Raw genomic sequence first — 20,314 nt, forward strand, 5'->3', positions numbered from 1 at the left:
CTCTCACTTTTCCGCTTTTATGCTTGTGTGCTTTTATGTAATAAAGTAAAATTTAATGTTGCTAACAAGTATATGTATGATATTCGGAAAAATCAACCCTTTTTAGACAAAAAAATTCCTCAGCTTAAACAGCTAAGGAATCATGAAAACGGTTACGTTATTGCTGTGATGCTAGTTGGTCTCGCAGGCTTCTTCTTAATATTTTTCCGGTAGTGTTTTTTGGGAGTTCTTCTAGGAAACGGATTTCTTTTGGTATTTTATATTTTGCTAGTTTTTCTTTTGATAACGTCATAAGATTCTCTTCTGTGACAGAATCGTCTGTTGATACGACAAAGGCAATGACGGCTTCTCCAAGCTCTGGATCCGGCACACCAATGACCGCCACCTCACTTATTTTTTCATGGCTGTATAACACTTCCTCGACTTCTCGGGGATAGACGTTGTAACCCCCAACTAGGACGAGATCCTTTTTACGATCGACAATATAAAAATATCCTTCTTCATCCATACGTGCCATATCACCTGTGTAGAGCCAGCCATCTTTAATCGAGGCTTCTGTTTCTTCAGGCATTTTATAGTAACCTTTCATCACGTTCGGTCCCCGTACAGCTAATTCACCTACTTCACCTGGTGGCAATTCATTTCCGTCTTGATCAACCACTTTATTTTCCACATTGACGATATTTTGTCCGATCGAACCGGCCTTACGCGGGCGATCAAGTGGATTAAAGCACGTTACAGGGGAAGCTTCGGATAGACCGTAGCCTTCTGATACACGCACATTAAAGCGTTGCTCGAATTTTTCTAGTAAAGCTACCGGCATCGATGCGCCACCCGAGATACATAGTCTAATAGATGAAAGATCTTTCTCATCTTCATTCGGATACTGTAATAGATAGTTATACATCGTTGGCACACCAGCAAATACGGTTGCTTGATAGTCTTTCGTCATTTGAAAAACGGTTTCTGGCGAGAATTTTGGTACTACTAATACGGTTGACCCATTAACAAGTGGAGCATTTAACGCTACTGTTAAACAGAAAACATGGAACATCGGTAAAGCAGCAATGACGCGGTCATGAGCATCGATTTCTAAGTACTCGGCAACGTCTTTCGCATTGGAGTATAAGTTTTTATGAGTTAGCATCGCACCCTTTGGCTTACCCGTAGTTCCAGAAGTATATAAAATGACAGCGGTGTCATCATCGTCTAAAGTCGGACGATTGAGCTCCAGACTTCCACCATAGACAAGCTTTGTAAATGAAAACGCTTTATCACTTAGGCTAGATTGGGTAACATCATAATCAGGCGTTGTTTCACCAACAATATAGTGCTCGACATTCGGAATAAGCTGAACCATTTGTTCGAACTTTTCCATCAAAATGTCTAAAGTTATAACCCCTTTCACATCACCATTATTAACGATGTATGCGATTTCATCTGCGGTATAAATCGGATTAACAGGAATAACCGTGAGTCCTAGACGCATTGCACCGTACATCCCGATGATGAAATGCGGTGTATTGCCCACGACTAATGCGATGTGGTCACCTTTTTTATAACCTAGCTTTTGCAAACTCGAAGCAAACTTCGTTACCGATCCTTCTAACGTTTGATAGTCAGTTTCTTCCCCATTAAACACGTAAGCCGTCTTATGTAAATTGTTCTTTGCCGTTAATGACAGCTGATCACTAAGATTCATATGTAAAGCCCCCTCGGAGTAATATGAATGAATAATCATTCATTATATTCTGAATTCATTATAAATTATTTAGACTTATTCAGCAAGTCTAGAATAATTTTGTAAGTGTCCAAGTTTGACTTCTAAGTATCCGAGTTGCCAGCGTGAGTGGCCAAGTTACTCTAGACACATAATAAAACTTTATGTTAATATATAAATAAAAAGATTGTGAATGTTTGTACTTAAAATAATAGGCAGTATTTTTCAATAAGATGTTTAATGGAGGGCGCGAGATTTCTATGAAATATGCCTTATATGGCACAATTGGTTTGGTCATAATATTTATTGTTTTAAATTTACTAAATTATGATGGTTTCAATATTATTATCGTTTCTTTTGAATGGGTAACTCGTTATATATTACCTTGGATAGCATTATATTGGTTTATACAATTTGTAAAACGTAATAAAAGATAGCATTTGAACTTTTCACTAACGGGTGCTTTAGTTTAACAAGAAAATTTAACAAACAAAAACGCTTGGATTTTAATATCCAAGCGTTTTTGTTTGTTATTTATACTTTTATTTATCGTGCTAATGATACTGCTTTTTGATATGATAATTAAGCTGTTTTATTCATTTTCTCCACAGTATCGGAACTACTAAACTTATTGGCGGTTTATCATCCTTCTTAATAAAGCAACGACAAGAAATCGTCTTCTTCAATTTTTCCTAGATAGTACCGAACGTCCACATCTTGAATGGCTTCATTAATGGCCTCACGTTCATATTTTACTCCTATTAAGGCATCTTCTAATTCTGACACTTCACCGATTCCAAAGAAGTCACCAAAAATATGAACATCTTCTATGACACCTTTTTTCACATCAAGGCGAACATCATAAGATCCAACGCCTTCAATTCGCTTGGAATGCTGAATATTGAATTTAGGTGAGCGCCCGTAGTTCCAATCCCACATTTGATAACGGTTTTCGGAAATCTCATTAATTTTCTTCCAGTCCGCTTCTTTTAACTCATAGCGTGGGACGTCTTTAATATCTTCTACATCAAATATGTATTTTAGTAGAATTTCCTTAAACTCGTCCATCGTTATGTTTTCATCTAAAAGCTCAGAAATATTAGCAACACGACTGCGGATTGATTTAATTCCTTTAGAACGAATTTTCTCTGATTTAACTTTTAACGATGACACGACATTCTCAACTTCTGAGTCAAACATGAGTGTACCGTGACTGAACATACGACCTTTTTTCGTAAATTGGGCGTTACCTGAAATTTTTCGTCCATCCGCCGTTAAATCATTACGTCCAGTTAATTCAGCGTTGACGCCAAGTTTTTGTAGTGCATTGACCACTGGCTGCGTGAACTTCGCAAAGTTACTAAAGCTATCGCCTTCATCTTTAGCAAGAAAACTAAAATTCAAGTTTCCTAAATCATGGTATACAGCGCCACCACCAGATAAACGGCGTACTACTTTAATATTATTAGCATCGACAAAATCGGTATTAATCTCTTCAACCGTATTTTGGTTGCGTCCAATGATGATCGATGGCCCATTCACATAAAATAATAGGTATTGGTGTTCAGAACTAATATCTAAATGATTGAGCACATACTCTTCAATAGCGAGATTAATAGTCGGATCCGTTATATTTTCATTATCAATAAAATAAAGCACGTGACTCCCTCCTAACTTTTTTCTACTATTTCATTTTAAAGAACTCTAAGCGTAATAGCAATTTTTATGACTGCCACGTGAGACCTTCATAAGCTAACTGCATCGGCCCATTATAAATTTCCGAAGCTTCGTCCAATAATTGCTGATGTTCGCCAAAATGTGGTAGATGTGAAAGCCATACCTCTTTAACCTGCGCCTGATCTGCTAATTGACCAACTTCTTCACTCGTCATATGACCCGCTTTGGCACCATTCATTCCTTTATAAAAGCTCGTTTCAGCAATTAATAAATCCGCATCCTTTGAAAAATGGACTAAGTCTTTAAAATAAGCAGTATCAGCCGTATAGACAATGACATCATCACCACATTCGATTCTCATGGCATAACATGTTTTAGGGTGTTTTGTTTTGATAAAAGTAAATGTAAATGGACCGATTTGTTGTGGCTCAGTCAAGTGATAAAATTTCCCGACTGTTGCTTGATGATTCAGCTGTTTCATAACAGATTGATCATCAGACGATGCATAAATTGGTATTTTACCAGACAAATTTTTAAGCTGCTGTTGGACTAAACCCGCGTACTGAAACGAACCTAAATCAGTCACATGATCATGATGAAAATGCGATAGTACAACCGCATGAATATCAGTAATATCGATATAATGTTGTAGGCGTGATAACGAGCCACTGCCTAAATCAATAACTAAATTAAACTGTTCATGCTGTAGTAAAAAACAAGACGTCGCTTCTCCCTTTTCAGGATAAGCACCCCAAAATCCAATCACTTTCATTTCCATAGTCCATACCTCCTATTTTTGTTATAATACAGACAAAACTATTAACAAAACTGTATTAATACAGTATATTAGTATTAAAAGGTGATTGGGGAGGAATTCGATTTGTTAATATCACCTATTCAATTCTTTAAAAACTTACCAAAGAAACGCTGTGCCTCATGTCAAAAAGAAATTGAAGAACAAGCTGATTGCTATACGAACAAATGCCAAAAATGCCATTCTATTGTATAACGCATGAACTTGTCTTGTCATACGAGTTAAAAACACGCCATTATAGTAAAAGCACCTAGATTTTTATAAAAATCTAGGTGCTTTTTCTCGTTATTGACCCTTCTCTTTTTCAGCGATTTGTTGTACAACAGATTTAGCATCCTTCATGCAATCTGGTAATCCGACACCGCGATAAGAATTACCGGTTAACCATACGTTTGGTAAATGTTTGGCTAAGTTATGTCCTAACTCCTGTAAACGATCCATATGACCAACTGTATACTGCGGCATAGCATCATACCATCTCGTTACCACTTTATACAACGGTGGTTTATTAATTTCCATAATCGTCCGCAAATCATTTAAGACAAGCTCTGCAATTTCCTCATCTTTTTGGTCCAATATGTCCTCATCACCAGGTTTACCAACAAATGCCCGTAATAATACATGCCCTTCAGGTGTTGTATGTGGCCACTTTTTATGAACCCAGGTACAGGCTGTAATTCGATAAGATTCTTTTCTAGATACAACAAAACCTGTACCGTTTGGAAGATTATCAATCGCATCTTTTTCAAAAGCGATAGCGACATTCGCCACTGATGTTCGTTTGGCGTGCGTAAAATGCATAAAATCATATTGGCTAAAGATTTTCTTCGTGGCATCATGAGGTGTTGCCATCACTAAGTAATCAGCTTCAATTGGCTCATCCAAATGTTCGATATGCACAGCGTAACCATTGTTGTTTTTTTCAATATGTGTCACTTGACTATCCAGTAAAACTTGTTGGCTTGATAGTGCTTCCTCTAATCGATCGATTAACGTTCTTAAGCCTGATTTCAAGGTTAAAAATTGCCCTTGCTTTTTCTCCGTTTTCGAGGTTTTACTAGTTTGACGAAGGCCTTTAATTAATCTGCCATATTGCTTTTCTACATCGAGGTAATGCGGAAAAGTGGCTTTAAGGCTTAATTGATCGATATCACCAGCATAAATGCCTGAAATCAATGGGTGAATCAAGCGGTCAACGACTTGGTTTCCGAGTCTTTTTCTAAAGAAATGTCCAACAGATTGATCCTCATTAAGCTGTTCATTAGGTTTGGTCAAACTCTTTAAAGCAGCTAATTTCCCACTCCAAGTCAATAAACCTGATTGCACAAACGGTTTAATTTCAATCGGAATTCCCATGACCGACCCCTTTGGAATGGGATGCAAACGGTCCTGGGATAGGATAAAAGCTTGTCCGGTTGCATTACGAACAAGCTCCTCTTCTAAACCTAAATCCTCAACTAACTGTTTGGCGTCTTTTTTACGTTCTAAAAAAGAATCCGGACCCCGTTCAATCGTGAAGCCGTCTTTTCTTAACGTATCAATTTTACCGCCAAGTCGATGAGTGGCTTCAACTAGTGTGATATCCATGTTTAAATTTTCTTTTTGTAAGTAATAGGCGGCGGTCAGACCAGCGATACCTCCGCCGATTATGACAGTCCGTTTTCGTTCTTCCATGAACAACGCCTATCCTTTCATCGTGTCTTGTACAACTTTCGCAAGGGTAGCAATAAATTTCGGATGTGTATTTGGCATCTCAGGACGATAATAGCTTGCTTGAATATCATCACAGACATCTTTACATTCGGTATCATTATCATATAAAACCTCTAAGTGATCTGATACAAATCCGACTGGCGCATAAACGAATGCTTGATAGCCTTTCTGTTCAAATAAATCACGTGTTAAATCTTGAACATCAGGACCTAACCAAGGTTCCGGTGTATTACCTTCACTTTGCCAGCCGATCGCATAGTCCGTAATTCCAGCTTGTTCAGCAATTAAATCAGCTGTTTCCTTTAACTGATCTGGATATGGATCACCATCTTGAATAATTTTCTCAGGTAAGCTGTGAGCTGACACTATTAAACAAGAGTTCTTGCGCTCTTCTTCTGTCATCGAGCCGTATACTTTATTAATTTGTTCAACCCAATAGTCAATAAAACCTGGCTCATTATACCAATCCACCACTGACGTTAACTCAATGCCATGTTTTTCGGCTTCTTCTTTTGCACGACCATTATAAGATTTAATACTGAACGTCGAATAATGTGGCGCTAACACAACACTGACCGCTTCTTTAATACCATCCTTCGCCATTTGTTCAACCGCATCTTCAATGAATGGATCAATATGTTTTAACCCTAAATATAACTTAAATTGAACGTCTTCGTGCTCCTCATTCAACTTTGCCTCTAGTGCTTCACCTTGCTCTTTAGTTATACGAGCAAGTGGTGAAATACCACCAATCGCATCATAACGACTGCGTAAGTCTTCTAACATTTCGTCTGTTGGTTTTCTACCGTGTCGAATATGTGTGTAATAACGTTCTAAGTCCTCTTCCTTATATGGTGTTCCATACGCCATTACTAATAATCCTACTTTTTTTGTAGCCATTGTTACGATTCATCTCCTTTTATTTTGCGGAATGTTCATGTATAAATGCTGATAAACGTTTTAATGTATCGGGATTAACCTCTGGGAATACACCATGTCCGAGGTTGAACACATAGCCCCCATCTTGTTCTTGACTTTGATCTAATATCGCTTTGGTTCTAGCTTCTATAATATCCCAGTCAGCTAATAATATAGCAGGGTCTAGATTCCCTTGTAAGGTTTTTGTCACACCCATTTGTCTAGCTTCTAAAATAGACGTTCGCCAGTCAAGGCCAATAGCTGTGACAGGTAAATCATTAAATTCTAATAATAAATGATTCGTTCCAATCCCAAATAAAATCGTTGGTACATGTTCATCTTTTAATGCTGTAAAGATTTTATTCATCACAGGTCTGATGTAAGTATGATAATCAGGAGCGCTAACGGAACCTACCCATGAATCAAAAATTTGTATCGCTCGAGCACCAGCTTTAATTTGTGCTTTAGTGTAATCAATGATCAAATCACCTAATTTGTCCATTAACACAAACCAAGTGTCCGAATCGCCATACATCATCGCTTTAGTTTTATTGTATTGTTTTGATGGGCCACCTTCAATCATATAGCTTGCAAGTGTGAATGGTGCACCGCTAAACCCGATTAAGGGGACGTTTAACTTCTCTTTCGTTAAAATTTCAATCGTTTCTAACACGTAAGGGACGTCTTGTTTAGGATCGAGCTGACCTAGTCTTTGAATATCATCCACTGAACGGATTGGATTATCAATAACGGGCCCGACTCCCTTTTTAATCTCTACATCGACACCGATTGGTGGTAGTGGTGACATGATATCCTTGTATAAAATCGCAGCATCCGTTTGGTAATGTTGTACCGGAAGCTCTGTCACATAAGCACACAACTCAGGTTGGTGTGTAATGTCAAATAATGAGTATTTTTCTTTAAGCTTACGATATTCGGGCTGTGAACGACCAGCCTGGCGCATAAACCATAACGGCGTATAACCGGTTTTCTCACCGTTGTAGGCCCGCAAAATTGTATCATTGAATTCAGTCATCATTTATTCACCTTCATTTTCACCATATAATCCACTATCACTATATAAGAAAACAGTTCTAGTGTATAGTCATCCTTAGGAATTGTCATCAATTTGCCTAAAACTATCCGTTAGAACGCTCGGTCTTTGTTGGACGGCTGACCTTGTTGTTCATTTATCGGATTCATCGGAATAACATAATATGTGGGATTATCTAAATAATCTACAGCGTGATCAATATACCTACCTTTACCAGTCGTTTGACCAACATATTCCCTGTCCCCATTGACTTCTTTATATACATGATAAATCACGCGTTCATCCTGACTAGGTGTCCACGTAATGTCAATATACAGTCCATCAAATAAACCATATGAGAACTTGGCATTTAAATCTTTGATATTTGGTAGACGAACCGGTTTTTCTAAGTCCTTCACATCGTCTGGTTTTTCAAACGATACTGGAAAATCATGTGTTTGATCTAGCTGAGTCATAATGCCACTTGCTAAATCCGTTGCAAGTGGACTACCTTGGGTTAAATAATGATTTTCATCACTTTGATCATACCCTATCCATGTCGCAATCGCATACGTTGGATTAAAACCAACAAACCAGGAATCCTTGTAAGCTCCTTCTTGATAAGGGTGTTGGGTTGATCCCGTTTTTCCAGCAAAGGCTTTATTGTAGCTAGCACGACTCGCTGTCCCACTTGTTACAACGGTCTCTAGCATCCGGGTTAAATACCAGGATGTTTGTTTTGAGAACAAACGTTGTGACTCCGGACGTTCGTATTCTAATACATTCCCATTTCGATCGCTAATTTCAATAACGGTATACGGTTTTACATAGAAGCCCTCATCATAGAAGGTACGAAAAGCTGCTGCCATTTGCATTGGAGAGAGTCCTTCTTCTAAGCCACCTAAAGCAACCGACAGCCCTTGATCTGGTATATCATAACCGATCTTTTGTAGGTAACTTTTCCCTTGATCGACCCCGATATCATTTAAAACAGATACAGCTGTTGTATTTTTTGATTTTCGAAGTGCGTCATATAGTGTAATTTGACCTTCATAAAGATCATTATGATTACGTGGCTGGTAGCCGTTATAATCCGTTAACTCATCCTTTAATACTGTGTAGGGATGATAGTAGCTTTCTTCTAATGCTGGTCCGTAAACGACAAGCGGCTTAATTGTTGAACCTGGCTGTCTTTTAACATGAACACGATTTAAATCGCCTCGGTTGTAATGCCGGCCACCAAGAGCTGCTCGAACAACTCCGTTTTGCTGATCTAGTAATACGACAGCACTTTCGATATTTTCCTTAGACCCTTTGAAATATGGCTCCTTTTGAAGCTCTTGATAGATCGTTTTTTGAGCAACTGGATCTAAGCCAACTGTAATTTCATATCCACCTGTATAAATTTCGTGGCGACTAAGGTGGTAGTTTTCTTCAATTTCATTGATGACTAAATCAATATAACTGTTTAGCCAAGGTCTCTCTTGTGTTTCACCCTGATTCAAGCCAATCGTTTTTCCGGTCTCTTGTTTTAAAGTTTTAGCATCAATCATATCAAGATCATACATTCGATTTAGAACAAGATTGCGACGGTCTAATGCTAAGTCTTTATTTCTTAACGGCGAATAACGATTTGGGGCTTTAGGCATGGCCGCGAGCATTGCCCCTTCAGACAAGCTTAATTCCTCGACAGATTTAGAGAAAAAGAACTGTGCGGCAGATTCGACTCCGTAAATACCATGACCAAAATAGATTTCATTTAAATAATATTCCAGAATTTCGTCTTTAGACTTCATTCGTTCTAGATAGATGGCCCCCATCACTTCTTTTGTCTTACGCATCCATGATTTTTCATTCGTCAGCTCGACATTTTTCACGAGCTGCTGCGTAATAGTACTTGCTCCTTCTGATTTATTCCAATTAATTAAATCACGGTATAACGCTCGACCTACTGACCAAAAATCGACGCCCGCATGCTCATAAAAGCGATGGTCCTCAATCGCAATAAAAGAATTTTTGACATGATCAGGTATTTCATCAATCGGTACGTACGTCCGATTTTCATCGTAAAGTTTAATAATCTCCTCGCCCTCTTCGCTTATTAAGACGGTCGATTCCGAGAAGACAAAGTTCTTTTCATCGACGACAAATCGTCCACCTAGTAAAATGAACATATATCCCAATAAACTAAGGACAATAAATGCAACGATACCGTATACAAACCACTTTAATCGTGGATACTTGTCATTGAATGACTTAAGAATTTTCAAGCTTGCCACCTCATTAACTGTCATTCATCTTAGTTTGTCTACAACCTTCTACATTATATTACAACGTAAGACGCATAACCAAACATTCTAACTTGTTTCGAAAGGTGATTTGATGACAAAATTATGGCTAACACATGGAACAACTGATTACTTATCATCATTGAGAGAAAAAGAGGAAAGCTTAATCGTCATGGAGGAGCTCGACGGGGATGCGATGGCGATGATTGAAGGTGAAAAACAAGACGTCCTAAAAGAACCACGAGAGTTTAAAGTGGTTGAGTCCGTTGGGAATCTTGAACCCTATGGTTACATCGTGCTCAACAATATACCCGTTACATCAGAAGGCGGCCCGATTCTGGAAAGTCGATTTAAACAACGTTCAGGGAGCATTGAGTCTCAGGAAGGATTTGTTGCTTTTCGTATCCTTCGCCCTACTAACGGGAATACCTATATTATTTTAACTCAGTGGAAACAGGTTGATGATTTCATGCAATGGAAAGATTCCCGCGACTTCAAAAAAGCCCATCAAAAACAAGAGGAAAAACCCCCTTATGTTGATGGACCATCCTATATCACACAGCTAGATGTTATAGAACCATAAGAAGCACCCTCGTTATCTCGAGGGTGTTTAAAGATTATTCATATTTAATTAGTCTCTTTCATTAAACCATTTCGATGTGCGTACACCGCTGCTTGGGTGCGATCCTGCACGTCTAATTTACTAAGAATATTACTGACGTGTGTTTTAACCGTTTTAATACCGATATAGAGCTTTTCGCTTATTTCATTATTCGTCAGACCATTTCCAATACAAACGAGTACTTCCATTTCCCGTTCAGTTAACATCTCATGCGGTAGATATTCCGGTGTACGGATCCGATTCATCATCGCTCCAGCTACTTTGGGTTCAATTACATTTTCACCTATTGCAGCCTTTTTGATAGCTTCTGCAATTTCATCAGCTGATGATGTTTTAAGCATATAACTGAAAGCACCGGCTTCTAATGCTGGAAACACTTTCTCATCATCATAATAACTTGTTAAGATAATAATTTTTGCATCAGATAAATCAGACATAATTTTTTCAGTTGCTTCTATTCCTGTTCCATTTTCCATTATTAAATCCATTAAAATAACATCAGGTTCTAATTCTTTCGCAAGCTGTGCTCCTTCATTTCCGCTTGAAGCTTCCCCTACGATTTCTATATCATCCTCTGTCATTAAATACGTTATAATCCCCTTACGAACAACATCATGATCATCGACGACAAGTACTTTAATGGGTTCCATTTCCTCTCACCTCTATTTTGGTATGCGAATATCGATGTACGTCCCTTGCCCTTCCTGTGACTTAATTCGGAACGTTCCACCGATTTCTTCACAACGCTCTTTCATTGTTTTAAGCCCATAAGATGTTTTTTGATCTATTTTTTCATTAGCTTTAAATCCAACACCATCATCATCTATATGTATGTAAATTTCTTGATCGCGGTCCTTTAGTTTTAACGTGACATGCTGCGCATTGGCGTGGCGTAAAATATTTGATAGAGCTTCCTGAACCATTCGGAAGATATGCTCTTCTTTTGATTGCGATAAATCAATGCCTTCATCAATATCTAAATGAAATTGCATGCCAGATTTCTTTTTTAATTCTTCAACTAAACGGATGATTCCTTCATTTAGTGGTTCTCCAGATAAAAATACAGGGCGTAAATGAAGCAGCAATGCCCGCATTTCATTTTGAGCTTGTAAGGCCATTTCCGATATCTCCTTAATTTGCTCCCGAGCTTTTTCTGGATTTTTATCGATTAACTTTACGGTTGCTTGTGACATCATCGTCAGGGCAAAAAGCTGCTGACTCACTGCGTCGTGTAAATCACGTGCTAAACGTTGACGCTCCTCCATTGTTGCAGCAATATGTGCTTTATTCGCAAATTCTGATTTTTCATCAGCTAGTCGTTGTAAAGTACTCACTTGATCCTTCATTTTTTTGGCTAAATCATTTAATTCCTCCCCGAAGGTATCAAGTTCATCATCAGCATCCTCTAAATATAGCTTGGCACTATATTTTCCTTGTTGAAGCATCGAAACAAAAATAGAATACGTGTTAATACGTTCTTTAATACTCTTTGTTTTATTAAAAATAACGTATAATCCCACAGGTGTCATGACTATAACAAACATCGCAAGTAAGAAAAAGATAGCTTCTAAACTGAGCCAATTTGGCTGCAATACGGAATAAGTAAAAAATGATATTAATGCAATGACTAATAATGAAAAATATATAATATATAATTCGGATCGCATAAGCTGGAACCGAATACCTCTTAATCTTTTAATCATCACCATCGCCCCTAAACTGAATGAACCGTAATATCGCCAATCTTGTAATCCATCATAATATCTACTTTTCGAGTTGCCTTCTCATAGTCTTCAGATTCATAGGATAAAGTACTTCCCATACCAGAACGGTTTTTTTCAAAAATCGTAACGTCTCCAATGTTAACATTAGCATGAATACGGTAAGCAACATTTTCAGGTAGCTTCATTTGAATATCCGCAATGTAGCCACGCAAATATATTTTTGTCTCCCTATTTGGTATATAGCCTTTGGAAAAATCAAAATAAAGATCCCCGACTCCCGTCCATAGATTCATATCTTTAACTTCCCAATTATCTTCTGAAAAGTTAAGGTCCGTTACAAAATGTCTCTTTTTATTTAAATGGTACTTAAAATAACCTGATTGTTTACGGTTTTTATGTTGTTTATTATTTCCTTCTGTATTCGTTGATGATGGATCATCTTCCTCTACACCATTGTCCCACTTCCATGAATCTCCGCTATCATCGAAATGATTGACACTTACTTTAGATGCTTTTTTTTTATCATCATCAGAAGTTTCCATATAAATCGATACCGTTTTACGGCCAAATAGCATGTTTGTTCCAATATAAACTAAAATAAGCGGCCACAGCTTCCATACGTCAATAAAGTCAAAGTCAATATAATCAAAATTCCCCAACCATAACAATATGCCCCAGATGACTAGAAAAGAACCAAATTTCCAACTTCCGAATTTATGTGGGATAAAATAATTTGAAAAATTAATCATTCCGATTATGACAATGATAATAGGCCAGGATTTCCAGACTACATTCGATATTTCCAGGGAAATAATATTTATATTTTGTAAAATTAATACGAAGCCAAAACCGATTAAAATAAAAGCAATTAACCACTTGGCTAACTTAGCAAATGCTTTAGCAAACATATTTCTCACCTTCAAATTTAATATACTATTAAACAAATGTAACTATATTCTTACGCTTGGATGAATTCGACTTTTCTGAATAATTAATTCTATCATACTATGAAATAGGCTGTAATGTAACATTCCTGAGGTTGTTTTTTTATCCGACTTGAGACTGAGGGCTCGTATTTTTTTATTTATTAATTCATATTATTTGGTATACTTGTTTTAACATGATTAAGGGGGAATCACGATGTGGGATCGAGTTTATCAGAAGATTGATGAGTTAAATGACAAAATGGTTGAGGATCGACGCTATTTACATCAGCACCCTGAATTGTCATTTGAAGAAGAAGAAACATCCAAGTATATTTGCAAGCGTTATGATGAACTAGGTATTCCTTATCAAAATCATATCGGTGGTTATGGTGTTGTCGCAAGAATTGAAGGCAGTAAACCTGGAAAAACCGTAGCGTTACGAGCAGATTTTGATGCTTTACCAATTCAAGAAGAAAATGATGTTCCTTATAAATCAAAAGTAGATGGTATAATGCATGCATGCGGACATGACGGACATACGGCAACTCTTTTAGGTGTGGCTGAAGCAGTTCTTCCATTTAAAGATGAGTTAGAAGGCACGATGGTATTCATTCACCAACCTGCCGAAGAATATGCACCAGGTGGAGCAAAGCCGATGATTGAAGACGGTGCTCTAGAAGGTGTAGATGCCGTTTTTGGCACGCACTTATGGGCCAATACACCACTAAATCATATAGAGTCAACGCATGGGGCTTTCATGGCTGGTACGGACCGTTTCGAAATCATATTTAAAGGAAAAGGCGGTCATGGTGCGATGCCACATCAAACGAAGGACCCTGTTGTTATGGCGGGGCAAGCCATTGTTGAACTCCAACAGATTGTAAGCAGACGTCTCGACCCATTACAAGAGGCGGTATTAACTATTGGGGTCGTTGAAGCCGGCGAAGCATTTAACGTCATTCCAGATACCGCAATTTTAAAAGGGACGGTTCGCTTTTTGGATAAACAAGTACAAAATCAGGTTATTGATGAAATGCATAAAGTCCTAGGTGGTATTGCCACGAGCTATGGTGCCGAATATGAATTAGATTACTTTAAAGGCTATCCTCCGGTCGTTAACCATGAAGAAGAACTCAATTTTTATCTCAAGGAAGGTGACGAAATCCCTGGTGTTGAGATGACTAAAGAGGTACCACCTGTTATGGGTGGCGAGGATTTTGCATATTATTTAGAAGAACGGCCAGGTGCCTTTTTCTTTACAGGCGCCCAAATAGAGGGGCATGCGTACCCACATCACCATCCCAAATTTAACATCGATGAGCGAGCACTTCCGATTGCGGCAAAAGCGTTACTTCACGGGTATAAAAAATATCAGGCCAAATAAGAAAAAAGCATGCTGTTAAACGCAGCATGCTTTACTTATGATTGAAGATTTAATTGCTATGATACATCGTAAAGGTCCTACACCCAAGCAAACTTTGGACTAAATGTTTGTTTTTCAAGTGGCATTAAAACCTCTCCACCATCTGAAAGCTTAGCAAACTCATCATCAACTTCCCCTGACATTCATTCATTTCTCTTAAGTTGCTTCGTAAAACCCACGGCCTAAAACCTCTGATGAATCCATAACAATGACAAACGCTTCAGGATCTGCTTCTTTAATCGTTCGTTTCAGCTTACCGATTTCCGTCTGATTGACAACACACATTAACACAGGACGATCTTGATCGGTAAATCCACCTTGTGCGGAAATTCGTGTTACACCGCGATCGACTTTTTCATAAATAGCTTGTTGGACTTTCCGGTGCATCCCGGATACAATAAGGGTTGCCTTCGATCGGTTAAACCCTGTTTGCACGAAGTCAATCGACTTACTCGTTATAAAAAGCGAAATTAAAGCAAATAATCCTAGTTCAATATCAAAGACTAAAATCGCTGTCAACACAATGATGCCATCTATAATGGCTAAACTAGCACCTAATGATAAGTTAGAATATTTATAAATCATTTGAGCAATCAACGACGTTCCACCGGTTGATGCGTCACCTAAATAGACAATTCCTAAGCCGACACCAACTCCGACGCCACCAAAAATAGCGGCTAATATCGGTTCCTCCGAAATCGGAGCCATATGACGCGTTAAATAAACAATAAATGGTAAAATTATCGAGCCTGCAATTGATCTAAAGGTTGAAGCTCTTCCTAATAAGAAAAAGCCGACAAGTAGTACGGGCAGGTTAACACCCCAGATGACATAGGCTGGCTCAAAACCAAACAATGCTTCAGTAATGGTACTAATACCACTAACGCCACCAGCCGCTATATAATTTGGTAATAAAAATCCATTATAGGCAAATGCAACAATTGCTGAACCTAATACAATATAAAGAATCTGCTGCCATACGGGGACTCGTCCATTATGTCTTGCTACCATCTGTTATTCCTTCTTTCTGTCTATAAACTAAGCCGTGACGATTTTACCACTCTATCCTTCTTTTGTGAATAACAATAAATAAACGCTTTAATGTGCTAAAACCCCTTAAACCTCTCATGATTTTTCTAATAAACATGTGCTCCCGAAGGCACACACTCATTAATTTAAACTCATTTTCTCAATTCTTGATTTCACATAAACATTTTCAAATAAAAGAGTAAAGACTAGACCGACACCGGCATAAATAATCGCACCAACGTAGTCCGTCGCGAATAAAAACATAACTGACAAGATCGCGACCATTACCATCATCAGTAGTAAAATCAACTGATGAACGGCTTTTTTCCGAATTTTTGAAGTTACCGGATACAATTGAATCCAGTCAATTGTTTTATGGTGATTATAAATCGTAATAAACTGAAAACCTGTCACAAACAGGAATAGTAGTGCAAAGACGATTTTTCCCCATAATAATGGTACCCAGAAGATAAAAAATATCGCCAGTCCCATTAATCGAAGGTACATGCCGAAGTAATCTCCGCTTCGGATAAACGTAATGAGATATAAGTAAATAAAGGTACTTTGTTGCTGGAATTTAATCGGATTGGTTGCCATTCGTACTAATGTGTGTCGTTTTTTTGGCTTATGTTTTAAATCTGGAACGTCTGTCGATAGATTCGCAATCCGGTAAAAGAATTGTAAACGTGCCTCCTCTTTTTCAATTAACACATCCCAAGGTAGGCTATATTTCTGATAAATATTCCAGTAATTAAGAAACGCTACACCAACAATTAATACCGCAGCAATAAAAGCTAACAACAACTCATCATTCACTAAGAAAAAGACGAGCATGACATTAATGATCAGCCTAACGACAAGGTCTAGCTGATGCAATCTTGTATCACGCGTCTTTTCTAAAAACCAAACCGCGAGTAAATTACCGATTTTAATGACGATTAAACTTCCTAAAATCACAAATAAAAACTGAGGATCTATTTGGTTATAGATTTTTAAATATAAAGGTGAAAAAACAAATAAAAAAATCGCAAGCCAATAAGCCTGTGTTACCAAGCTATACGATATACTTTTACGAATATAAGGTGTTAACCGGTTCTCGACGCTGAGTAAAAATACCGTGTCTGCCTCTTTAAAAAAAGTCCTAACCGGGCTATGGGTTAACAATAATCCTAGAATAACAGCCATAATCCAATCAACTGGAAGCGTGTCAGGAACCTGTTCTAGCCACTGCTGATAAAAATAAGCACCAGCAGCCACAAAAAAGATTAAGGCAAAGGCTAAATGATCATTAAACATGAGGCGCAAATATCGACTCATCATCTTCACATGATGGCTAAAGCGCTCTTTCCATAATTGATTTGTATCCATTACGCATCGTCCTTTGTCAATTGTACATAGATATCATCTAAACTAGCCTGAGGCATATTGAATTCTTGTTGTAAGTCTTGTAGTGTTCCATTCGCTCGAATTTTTCCATCATGTAAGATAATAAATCGATCACAATACCTTTCTGCGGTTGCTAAAATATGAGTCGACATGAGCACGCCTGCACCTTGCTTTTTCATTTCATTCATCGTATCGAGGTAAGACTGTATGCCAAGCGGGTCCAGTCCTACAAAAGGCTCGTCTACAATGTATAAGGATGGACGTACAAGAAAGGCACACATGATCATAACTTTTTGTCGCATCCCTTTGGAGAAATGAACCGGGAACCATTTACGTTTATTGTCTAAACGAAACTCTTTTAGTAAAAAATCCGTGCGCTCTTGATACGTCTTTTCTTCAATACCATAAGCCATCGCGGTTAACCTTAAGTGTTCCTCTAAAGTTAACTCCTCATATAACATCGGCATTTCCGGTATGTAGGCAAATTCCCTCCGATAAGCTTCGAGGTCATCGGCAACCGTTCGTCCATTGATTCTTACTGTCCCCTTTTTTGGATTCATAAGCCCAATAATATGTTTAATCGTCGTACTCTTACCAGCACCATTTAAGCCGATCATACCAACAACTTCCCCTTGTTTAACTTCAAAAGAAAGCCCATGTAAAACATTGTGTTGTGTATATCCTCCAACTAATTCATCAATTGATAACAATTCACTCATTCTATCCCTCTTTTCTTTCTAACCTTACTTTTATCTTACCAAAAAAGTGGTTAGATTTAATAGAAATGACGTATTCTTCTGTTATTCGACACATCATTACGTTAAAATAAATGGTAAGAATATGCACAAGGAGGACCTATATTATGTCAGATTGTATTTTTTGCAAAATTATTGATGGCGAAATTCCTTCAGCTAAAATTTATGAGGACCAGCATGTCTATGCCTTCTTAGATATTAGTCAGGTGACAGAAGGACATACGTTAGTCATTCCTAAGAAGCATAGGCAAGATTTATTTGACATGGACGAAGATACAGCGGCGAATTTATTTAAAGCTGTCCCAAAAGTTGCAAACGCCATTAAAGCAGCCTATGAGCCAAAGGGTATGAACTTATTAAACAACAATGGCTCCTTTGCTGATCAAAGCGTGTTTCATATTCACTTGCACTTAATACCACGTTATGATGAAAACGATGGTTACAAATCTCAATGGAATGTCAGTGAACAACCATCAACTGAACAATTACAAGAAATTGCTAGTCGAATTACACAGCATATCTAATGCTTAATAATATATCGTTTTCCATTACAATTCGCACTAAACATTATGTAGAAAAACGGTTATAATAACAGTATGGATGAAAGGAGTCGATTTTAATGGCAAACGGTAAATCATTAATGCTTGGCGTTCTTTTTGGAAGTGTGGTTGGTGCATCTGTATCTTTATTAACGACACCAAGCTCTGGGGAAGAGCTTCGTTCTAAGGTAAAAGATCAAAGTACCCGCTTACGAGATTTGGCTCAGCAAATCCGTGAAGATGGATTAGATTTAAAAAATCAACTGTTCAAAACTTCCAAAGAAGGCGCGGCATTATTAAAAGACATATCACAGGATATTCAAACGTCAATTGAAAGCTGGAAAGAAACAATTGAACCGCATCAAGAAAACCTACAAGAACACTTACAACAAATCGAAGAAAGCATTAAAGAACTAGAAGACAAAATGCAAGATAATCCAAAACAAGAAGCTTAAATCAAATCTCGGTTGTTTATATTTAACAACCGGGTTTTTTTATGATTCTTATTCCAAGCTGTCACACTCTAATTAAGCTAAATTTAAAACTAGGATTTTCTCTTAATTGAACTTCTCTTTTAAAAATTAGGAAATTCTCCATTGAGGTTGAGAGCTTTCTACTTAGATTGAGAACTTCTCTCCCGGTATTAAGAACTTTTCTGCTGAAATTGGGAAATCCCCTGGGATTGAGAACTTTTCTGCTTAGAATAAGAAGTTTAACTGTAGGTATCGAAATTTTATTCAGAAAATTATACAATATAAAAAACCTATTGGTGAAAATCTCACCAATAGGTTTTTTGATTATTCTGCGGGCTCTAAGTCCTCAATGGATTCAAGATCCACATATTCTGGAACGACTATACCAATTTTCGCTCCTTGTAGATTAGGACCTAAATCCACAACATCATCTTTAACTTTTTGATAGAAATCATTATGTGTTAATGGTAACCAGGCTGCTATTGTTGCATCAACATCACCATTGCCGACAGCTTCAAAAACAGCTGCTACATCAACTGGTGTTACCGTCACATCAAACCCTTTTTGACTCATTGCCTCAGCCAGAACACTTGATGAAGCACGTTCTGAATCCCAAGGTGTGGATGCAAGTTCTACTTCGACACCATCTACATCTTCTACACCTTCGAGCCATTGTGAGACCTTCTCTTGATTATCCTCTACCCAACGTTTGGCCACTTCATCGATATCGTCTCCGGTCTCTTTGGATTCATACATAATAGACTCCATATCTTCTACGTCCCATTCAAACTGATCAATCAGCTTATAGGCATTCGGTTTATCCTCTTTCAGGCCTTGACGAGCAAGGGATTGAATATTTTCAGCCTCACCGTAAACACCTTTAGGGTCATCCAGATATTTTAGGTCTGGATATTTAGCAAATTTCCAATGTGGGTTCCAACCTGTAACAATAATTGGTTCTTCATTTGAAATTGCCTCGTCTAGCGCGGTAACCATAGCAGCAGTTGATGATTGCTCAAGCTGCCAACCATTCAAATTCTCATACTCTTCAATAGCTTTTTCTGTCGTTACTGTAATACCAGCACCTGGTTCAATACCCGTAATGGTATATTCAACTTCTTCGCTATAGTTAATAGCTTCATCTGAACCATTTGTTTCATTGTTTGAATCTGTATTCTCTTCGTTGTTTTCTTCACCACTACCACAACCTGCTACTAGTAACAGCGCGGTTAAAGTGATAACGAATAAATTTTTCTTTGTAAAAAGATTCATAA

The 20,314-nt window shown here is 37.8% G+C and carries 19 protein-coding genes; 5 read left to right on the forward strand and 14 right to left on the reverse strand.

The features are described from left to right. Positions 1-157: 157 nt before the first annotated feature. The 3 genes from BLP77_RS06935 to BLP77_RS06945 form a co-directional block, all read right to left on the reverse strand. On the reverse strand, positions 158-1,702 hold the full coding sequence (locus tag BLP77_RS06935) for a fatty acid--CoA ligase family protein (protein ID WP_093856388.1): 1,545 nt from the start codon (positions 1,700-1,702) through the stop codon (positions 158-160). Between the two features lie 669 nt (positions 1,703-2,371). Continuing rightward, a complete protein-coding gene (lplA, locus tag BLP77_RS06940) occupies positions 2,372-3,379 on the reverse strand; it encodes a lipoate--protein ligase (protein WP_093856389.1) in 1,008 nt (335 codons plus the stop codon). Positions 3,380-3,443: 64 nt separating this feature from the next. Then, a complete protein-coding gene (locus BLP77_RS06945) occupies positions 3,444-4,175 on the reverse strand; it encodes an MBL fold metallo-hydrolase (RefSeq protein WP_093856390.1) in 732 nt (243 codons plus the stop codon). An 81-nt stretch (positions 4,176-4,256) separates the two neighbouring features. Between BLP77_RS06945 and yhfH the strand changes: the two genes are divergently transcribed. After that, positions 4,257-4,406 (forward strand): protein YhfH, encoded by a 150-nt coding sequence (yhfH, locus tag BLP77_RS06950; RefSeq protein WP_307723650.1) that lies wholly within the window; start codon positions 4,257-4,259, stop codon positions 4,404-4,406. Between the two features lie 90 nt (positions 4,407-4,496). Here the strand turns inward: yhfH and hemY are convergent, their stop codons facing one another. From hemY to BLP77_RS06970, 4 genes are all read right to left on the reverse strand, one after another. Then, positions 4,497-5,885 (reverse strand): protoporphyrinogen oxidase, encoded by a 1,389-nt coding sequence (gene hemY / locus BLP77_RS06955; RefSeq protein ID WP_093856392.1) that lies wholly within the window; start codon positions 5,883-5,885, stop codon positions 4,497-4,499. 9 nt (positions 5,886-5,894) lie between these two features. After that, entirely contained in the window at positions 5,895-6,824 is a 930-nt protein-coding gene (gene hemH, locus BLP77_RS06960; RefSeq protein ID WP_093856393.1) for a ferrochelatase, read from the reverse strand. A 19-nt stretch (positions 6,825-6,843) separates the two neighbouring features. After that, on the reverse strand, positions 6,844-7,881 hold the full coding sequence (gene hemE / locus BLP77_RS06965; RefSeq protein ID WP_093856394.1) for a uroporphyrinogen decarboxylase: 1,038 nt from the start codon (positions 7,879-7,881) through the stop codon (positions 6,844-6,846). A gap of 107 nt (positions 7,882-7,988) precedes the next feature. After that, the gene (locus tag BLP77_RS06970) at positions 7,989-10,145 is read right to left on the reverse strand and encodes a transglycosylase domain-containing protein (RefSeq protein ID WP_176752984.1); all 2,157 of its coding nucleotides are present in this window, start codon (positions 10,143-10,145) and stop codon (positions 7,989-7,991) included. Between the two features lie 112 nt (positions 10,146-10,257). On the opposite strand from BLP77_RS06970, the gene BLP77_RS06975 reads away from it, so the two are divergent. Then, complete coding sequence (locus BLP77_RS06975; RefSeq protein WP_093856396.1) at positions 10,258-10,746, forward strand: antibiotic biosynthesis monooxygenase family protein; 489 nt, start codon at positions 10,258-10,260, stop codon at positions 10,744-10,746. A gap of 44 nt (positions 10,747-10,790) precedes the next feature. Here the strand turns inward: BLP77_RS06975 and BLP77_RS06980 are convergent, their stop codons facing one another. Genes BLP77_RS06980 through liaF form a run of 3 tightly spaced genes read right to left on the reverse strand, consistent with a single transcriptional unit; the run spans position 10,791 to position 13,417 of the window. Next, complete coding sequence (locus tag BLP77_RS06980) at positions 10,791-11,435, reverse strand: response regulator (RefSeq protein ID WP_093856397.1); 645 nt, start codon at positions 11,433-11,435, stop codon at positions 10,791-10,793. Between the two features lie 12 nt (positions 11,436-11,447). Continuing rightward, positions 11,448-12,488, reverse strand: coding sequence for a sensor histidine kinase (locus BLP77_RS06985; RefSeq protein WP_093856398.1), 1,041 nt, complete (start codon positions 12,486-12,488; stop codon positions 11,448-11,450). An 11-nt stretch (positions 12,489-12,499) separates the two neighbouring features. Next, positions 12,500-13,417: a cell wall-active antibiotics response protein LiaF gene (liaF, locus tag BLP77_RS06990; RefSeq protein ID WP_093856399.1), complete on the reverse strand. Its 918-nt coding sequence runs from the start codon at positions 13,415-13,417 to the stop codon at positions 12,500-12,502. Between the two features lie 232 nt (positions 13,418-13,649). Between liaF and BLP77_RS06995 the strand changes: the two genes are divergently transcribed. Continuing rightward, on the forward strand, positions 13,650-14,819 hold the full coding sequence (locus BLP77_RS06995; RefSeq protein ID WP_093856400.1) for a M20 metallopeptidase family protein: 1,170 nt from the start codon (positions 13,650-13,652) through the stop codon (positions 14,817-14,819). Between the two features lie 195 nt (positions 14,820-15,014). On the opposite strand, the gene BLP77_RS07000 is transcribed toward BLP77_RS06995, so the two are convergent. The 3 genes from BLP77_RS07000 to BLP77_RS07010 form a co-directional block, all read right to left on the reverse strand. Then, positions 15,015-15,869 carry a YitT family protein gene (locus BLP77_RS07000; protein ID WP_093856401.1) on the reverse strand — a complete coding sequence of 285 codons (855 nt, stop codon included), beginning with the start codon at positions 15,867-15,869 and terminating at the stop codon, positions 15,015-15,017. Between the two features lie 159 nt (positions 15,870-16,028). Further along, positions 16,029-17,255: an ABC transporter permease gene (locus BLP77_RS07005; protein ID WP_093856402.1), complete on the reverse strand. Its 1,227-nt coding sequence runs from the start codon at positions 17,253-17,255 to the stop codon at positions 16,029-16,031. Next, positions 17,255-17,992 carry an ABC transporter ATP-binding protein gene (locus tag BLP77_RS07010; RefSeq protein ID WP_093856403.1) on the reverse strand — a complete coding sequence of 246 codons (738 nt, stop codon included), beginning with the start codon at positions 17,990-17,992 and terminating at the stop codon, positions 17,255-17,257. The genes BLP77_RS07005 and BLP77_RS07010 overlap by 1 nt, the downstream gene beginning before the upstream one ends. A 143-nt stretch (positions 17,993-18,135) precedes the next feature. Between BLP77_RS07010 and BLP77_RS07015 the strand changes: the two genes are divergently transcribed. Next, on the forward strand, positions 18,136-18,552 hold the full coding sequence (locus tag BLP77_RS07015) for an HIT family protein (protein WP_093856404.1): 417 nt from the start codon (positions 18,136-18,138) through the stop codon (positions 18,550-18,552). 95 nt (positions 18,553-18,647) lie between these two features. Beyond that, the gene (locus tag BLP77_RS07020) at positions 18,648-19,022 is read left to right on the forward strand and encodes a YtxH domain-containing protein (RefSeq protein ID WP_093856405.1); all 375 of its coding nucleotides are present in this window, start codon (positions 18,648-18,650) and stop codon (positions 19,020-19,022) included. Positions 19,023-19,364: 342 nt separating this feature from the next. Here BLP77_RS07020 and BLP77_RS07025 read toward each other — a convergent pair whose 3' ends face one another. After that, complete coding sequence (locus BLP77_RS07025) at positions 19,365-20,312, reverse strand: glycine betaine ABC transporter substrate-binding protein (RefSeq protein WP_093856406.1); 948 nt, start codon at positions 20,310-20,312, stop codon at positions 19,365-19,367. Positions 20,313-20,314: the final 2 nt, after the last annotated feature.

It is taken from the genome of Tenuibacillus multivorans, assembly GCF_900103915.1.
GTDB classification, from domain to species: Bacteria; Bacillota; Bacilli; order Bacillales; family Alkalibacillaceae; genus Tenuibacillus; species Tenuibacillus multivorans.

What these genes read in the sequence shown, in the direction of transcription:
- BLP77_RS06945 (WP_093856390.1), bottom strand. Translation starts at nt 4,175, where the DNA reads ATGGAAATGAAAGTGATTGGATTTTGGGGTGCTTATCCTGAAAAGGGA.
- liaF (WP_093856399.1), bottom strand. Translation starts at nt 13,417, where the DNA reads ATGTTTGCTAAAGCATTTGCTAAGTTAGCCAAGTGGTTAATTGCTTTT.
- hemY (WP_093856392.1), bottom strand. Translation starts at nt 5,885, where the DNA reads ATGGAAGAACGAAAACGGACTGTCATAATCGGCGGAGGTATCGCTGGT.
- BLP77_RS06995 (WP_093856400.1), top strand. Translation starts at nt 13,650, where the DNA reads ATGTGGGATCGAGTTTATCAGAAGATTGATGAGTTAAATGACAAAATG.
- BLP77_RS06980 (WP_093856397.1), bottom strand. Translation starts at nt 11,435, where the DNA reads ATGGAACCCATTAAAGTACTTGTCGTCGATGATCATGATGTTGTTCGT.
- BLP77_RS06935 (WP_093856388.1), bottom strand. Translation starts at nt 1,702, where the DNA reads ATGAATCTTAGTGATCAGCTGTCATTAACGGCAAAGAACAATTTACAT.
- BLP77_RS07000 (WP_093856401.1), bottom strand. Translation starts at nt 15,869, where the DNA reads ATGGTAGCAAGACATAATGGACGAGTCCCCGTATGGCAGCAGATTCTT.
- hemE (WP_093856394.1), bottom strand. Translation starts at nt 7,881, where the DNA reads ATGATGACTGAATTCAATGATACAATTTTGCGGGCCTACAACGGTGAG.
- BLP77_RS07025 (WP_093856406.1), bottom strand. Translation starts at nt 20,312, where the DNA reads ATGAATCTTTTTACAAAGAAAAATTTATTCGTTATCACTTTAACCGCG.
- BLP77_RS07020 (WP_093856405.1), top strand. Translation starts at nt 18,648, where the DNA reads ATGGCAAACGGTAAATCATTAATGCTTGGCGTTCTTTTTGGAAGTGTG.
- hemH (WP_093856393.1), bottom strand. Translation starts at nt 6,824, where the DNA reads ATGGCTACAAAAAAAGTAGGATTATTAGTAATGGCGTATGGAACACCA.
- BLP77_RS06975 (WP_093856396.1), top strand. Translation starts at nt 10,258, where the DNA reads ATGACAAAATTATGGCTAACACATGGAACAACTGATTACTTATCATCA.
- BLP77_RS07005 (WP_093856402.1), bottom strand. Translation starts at nt 17,255, where the DNA reads ATGGATACAAATCAATTATGGAAAGAGCGCTTTAGCCATCATGTGAAG.
- BLP77_RS07010 (WP_093856403.1), bottom strand. Translation starts at nt 17,992, where the DNA reads ATGAGTGAATTGTTATCAATTGATGAATTAGTTGGAGGATATACACAA.
- BLP77_RS07015 (WP_093856404.1), top strand. Translation starts at nt 18,136, where the DNA reads ATGTCAGATTGTATTTTTTGCAAAATTATTGATGGCGAAATTCCTTCA.
- BLP77_RS06985 (WP_093856398.1), bottom strand. Translation starts at nt 12,488, where the DNA reads ATGATTAAAAGATTAAGAGGTATTCGGTTCCAGCTTATGCGATCCGAA.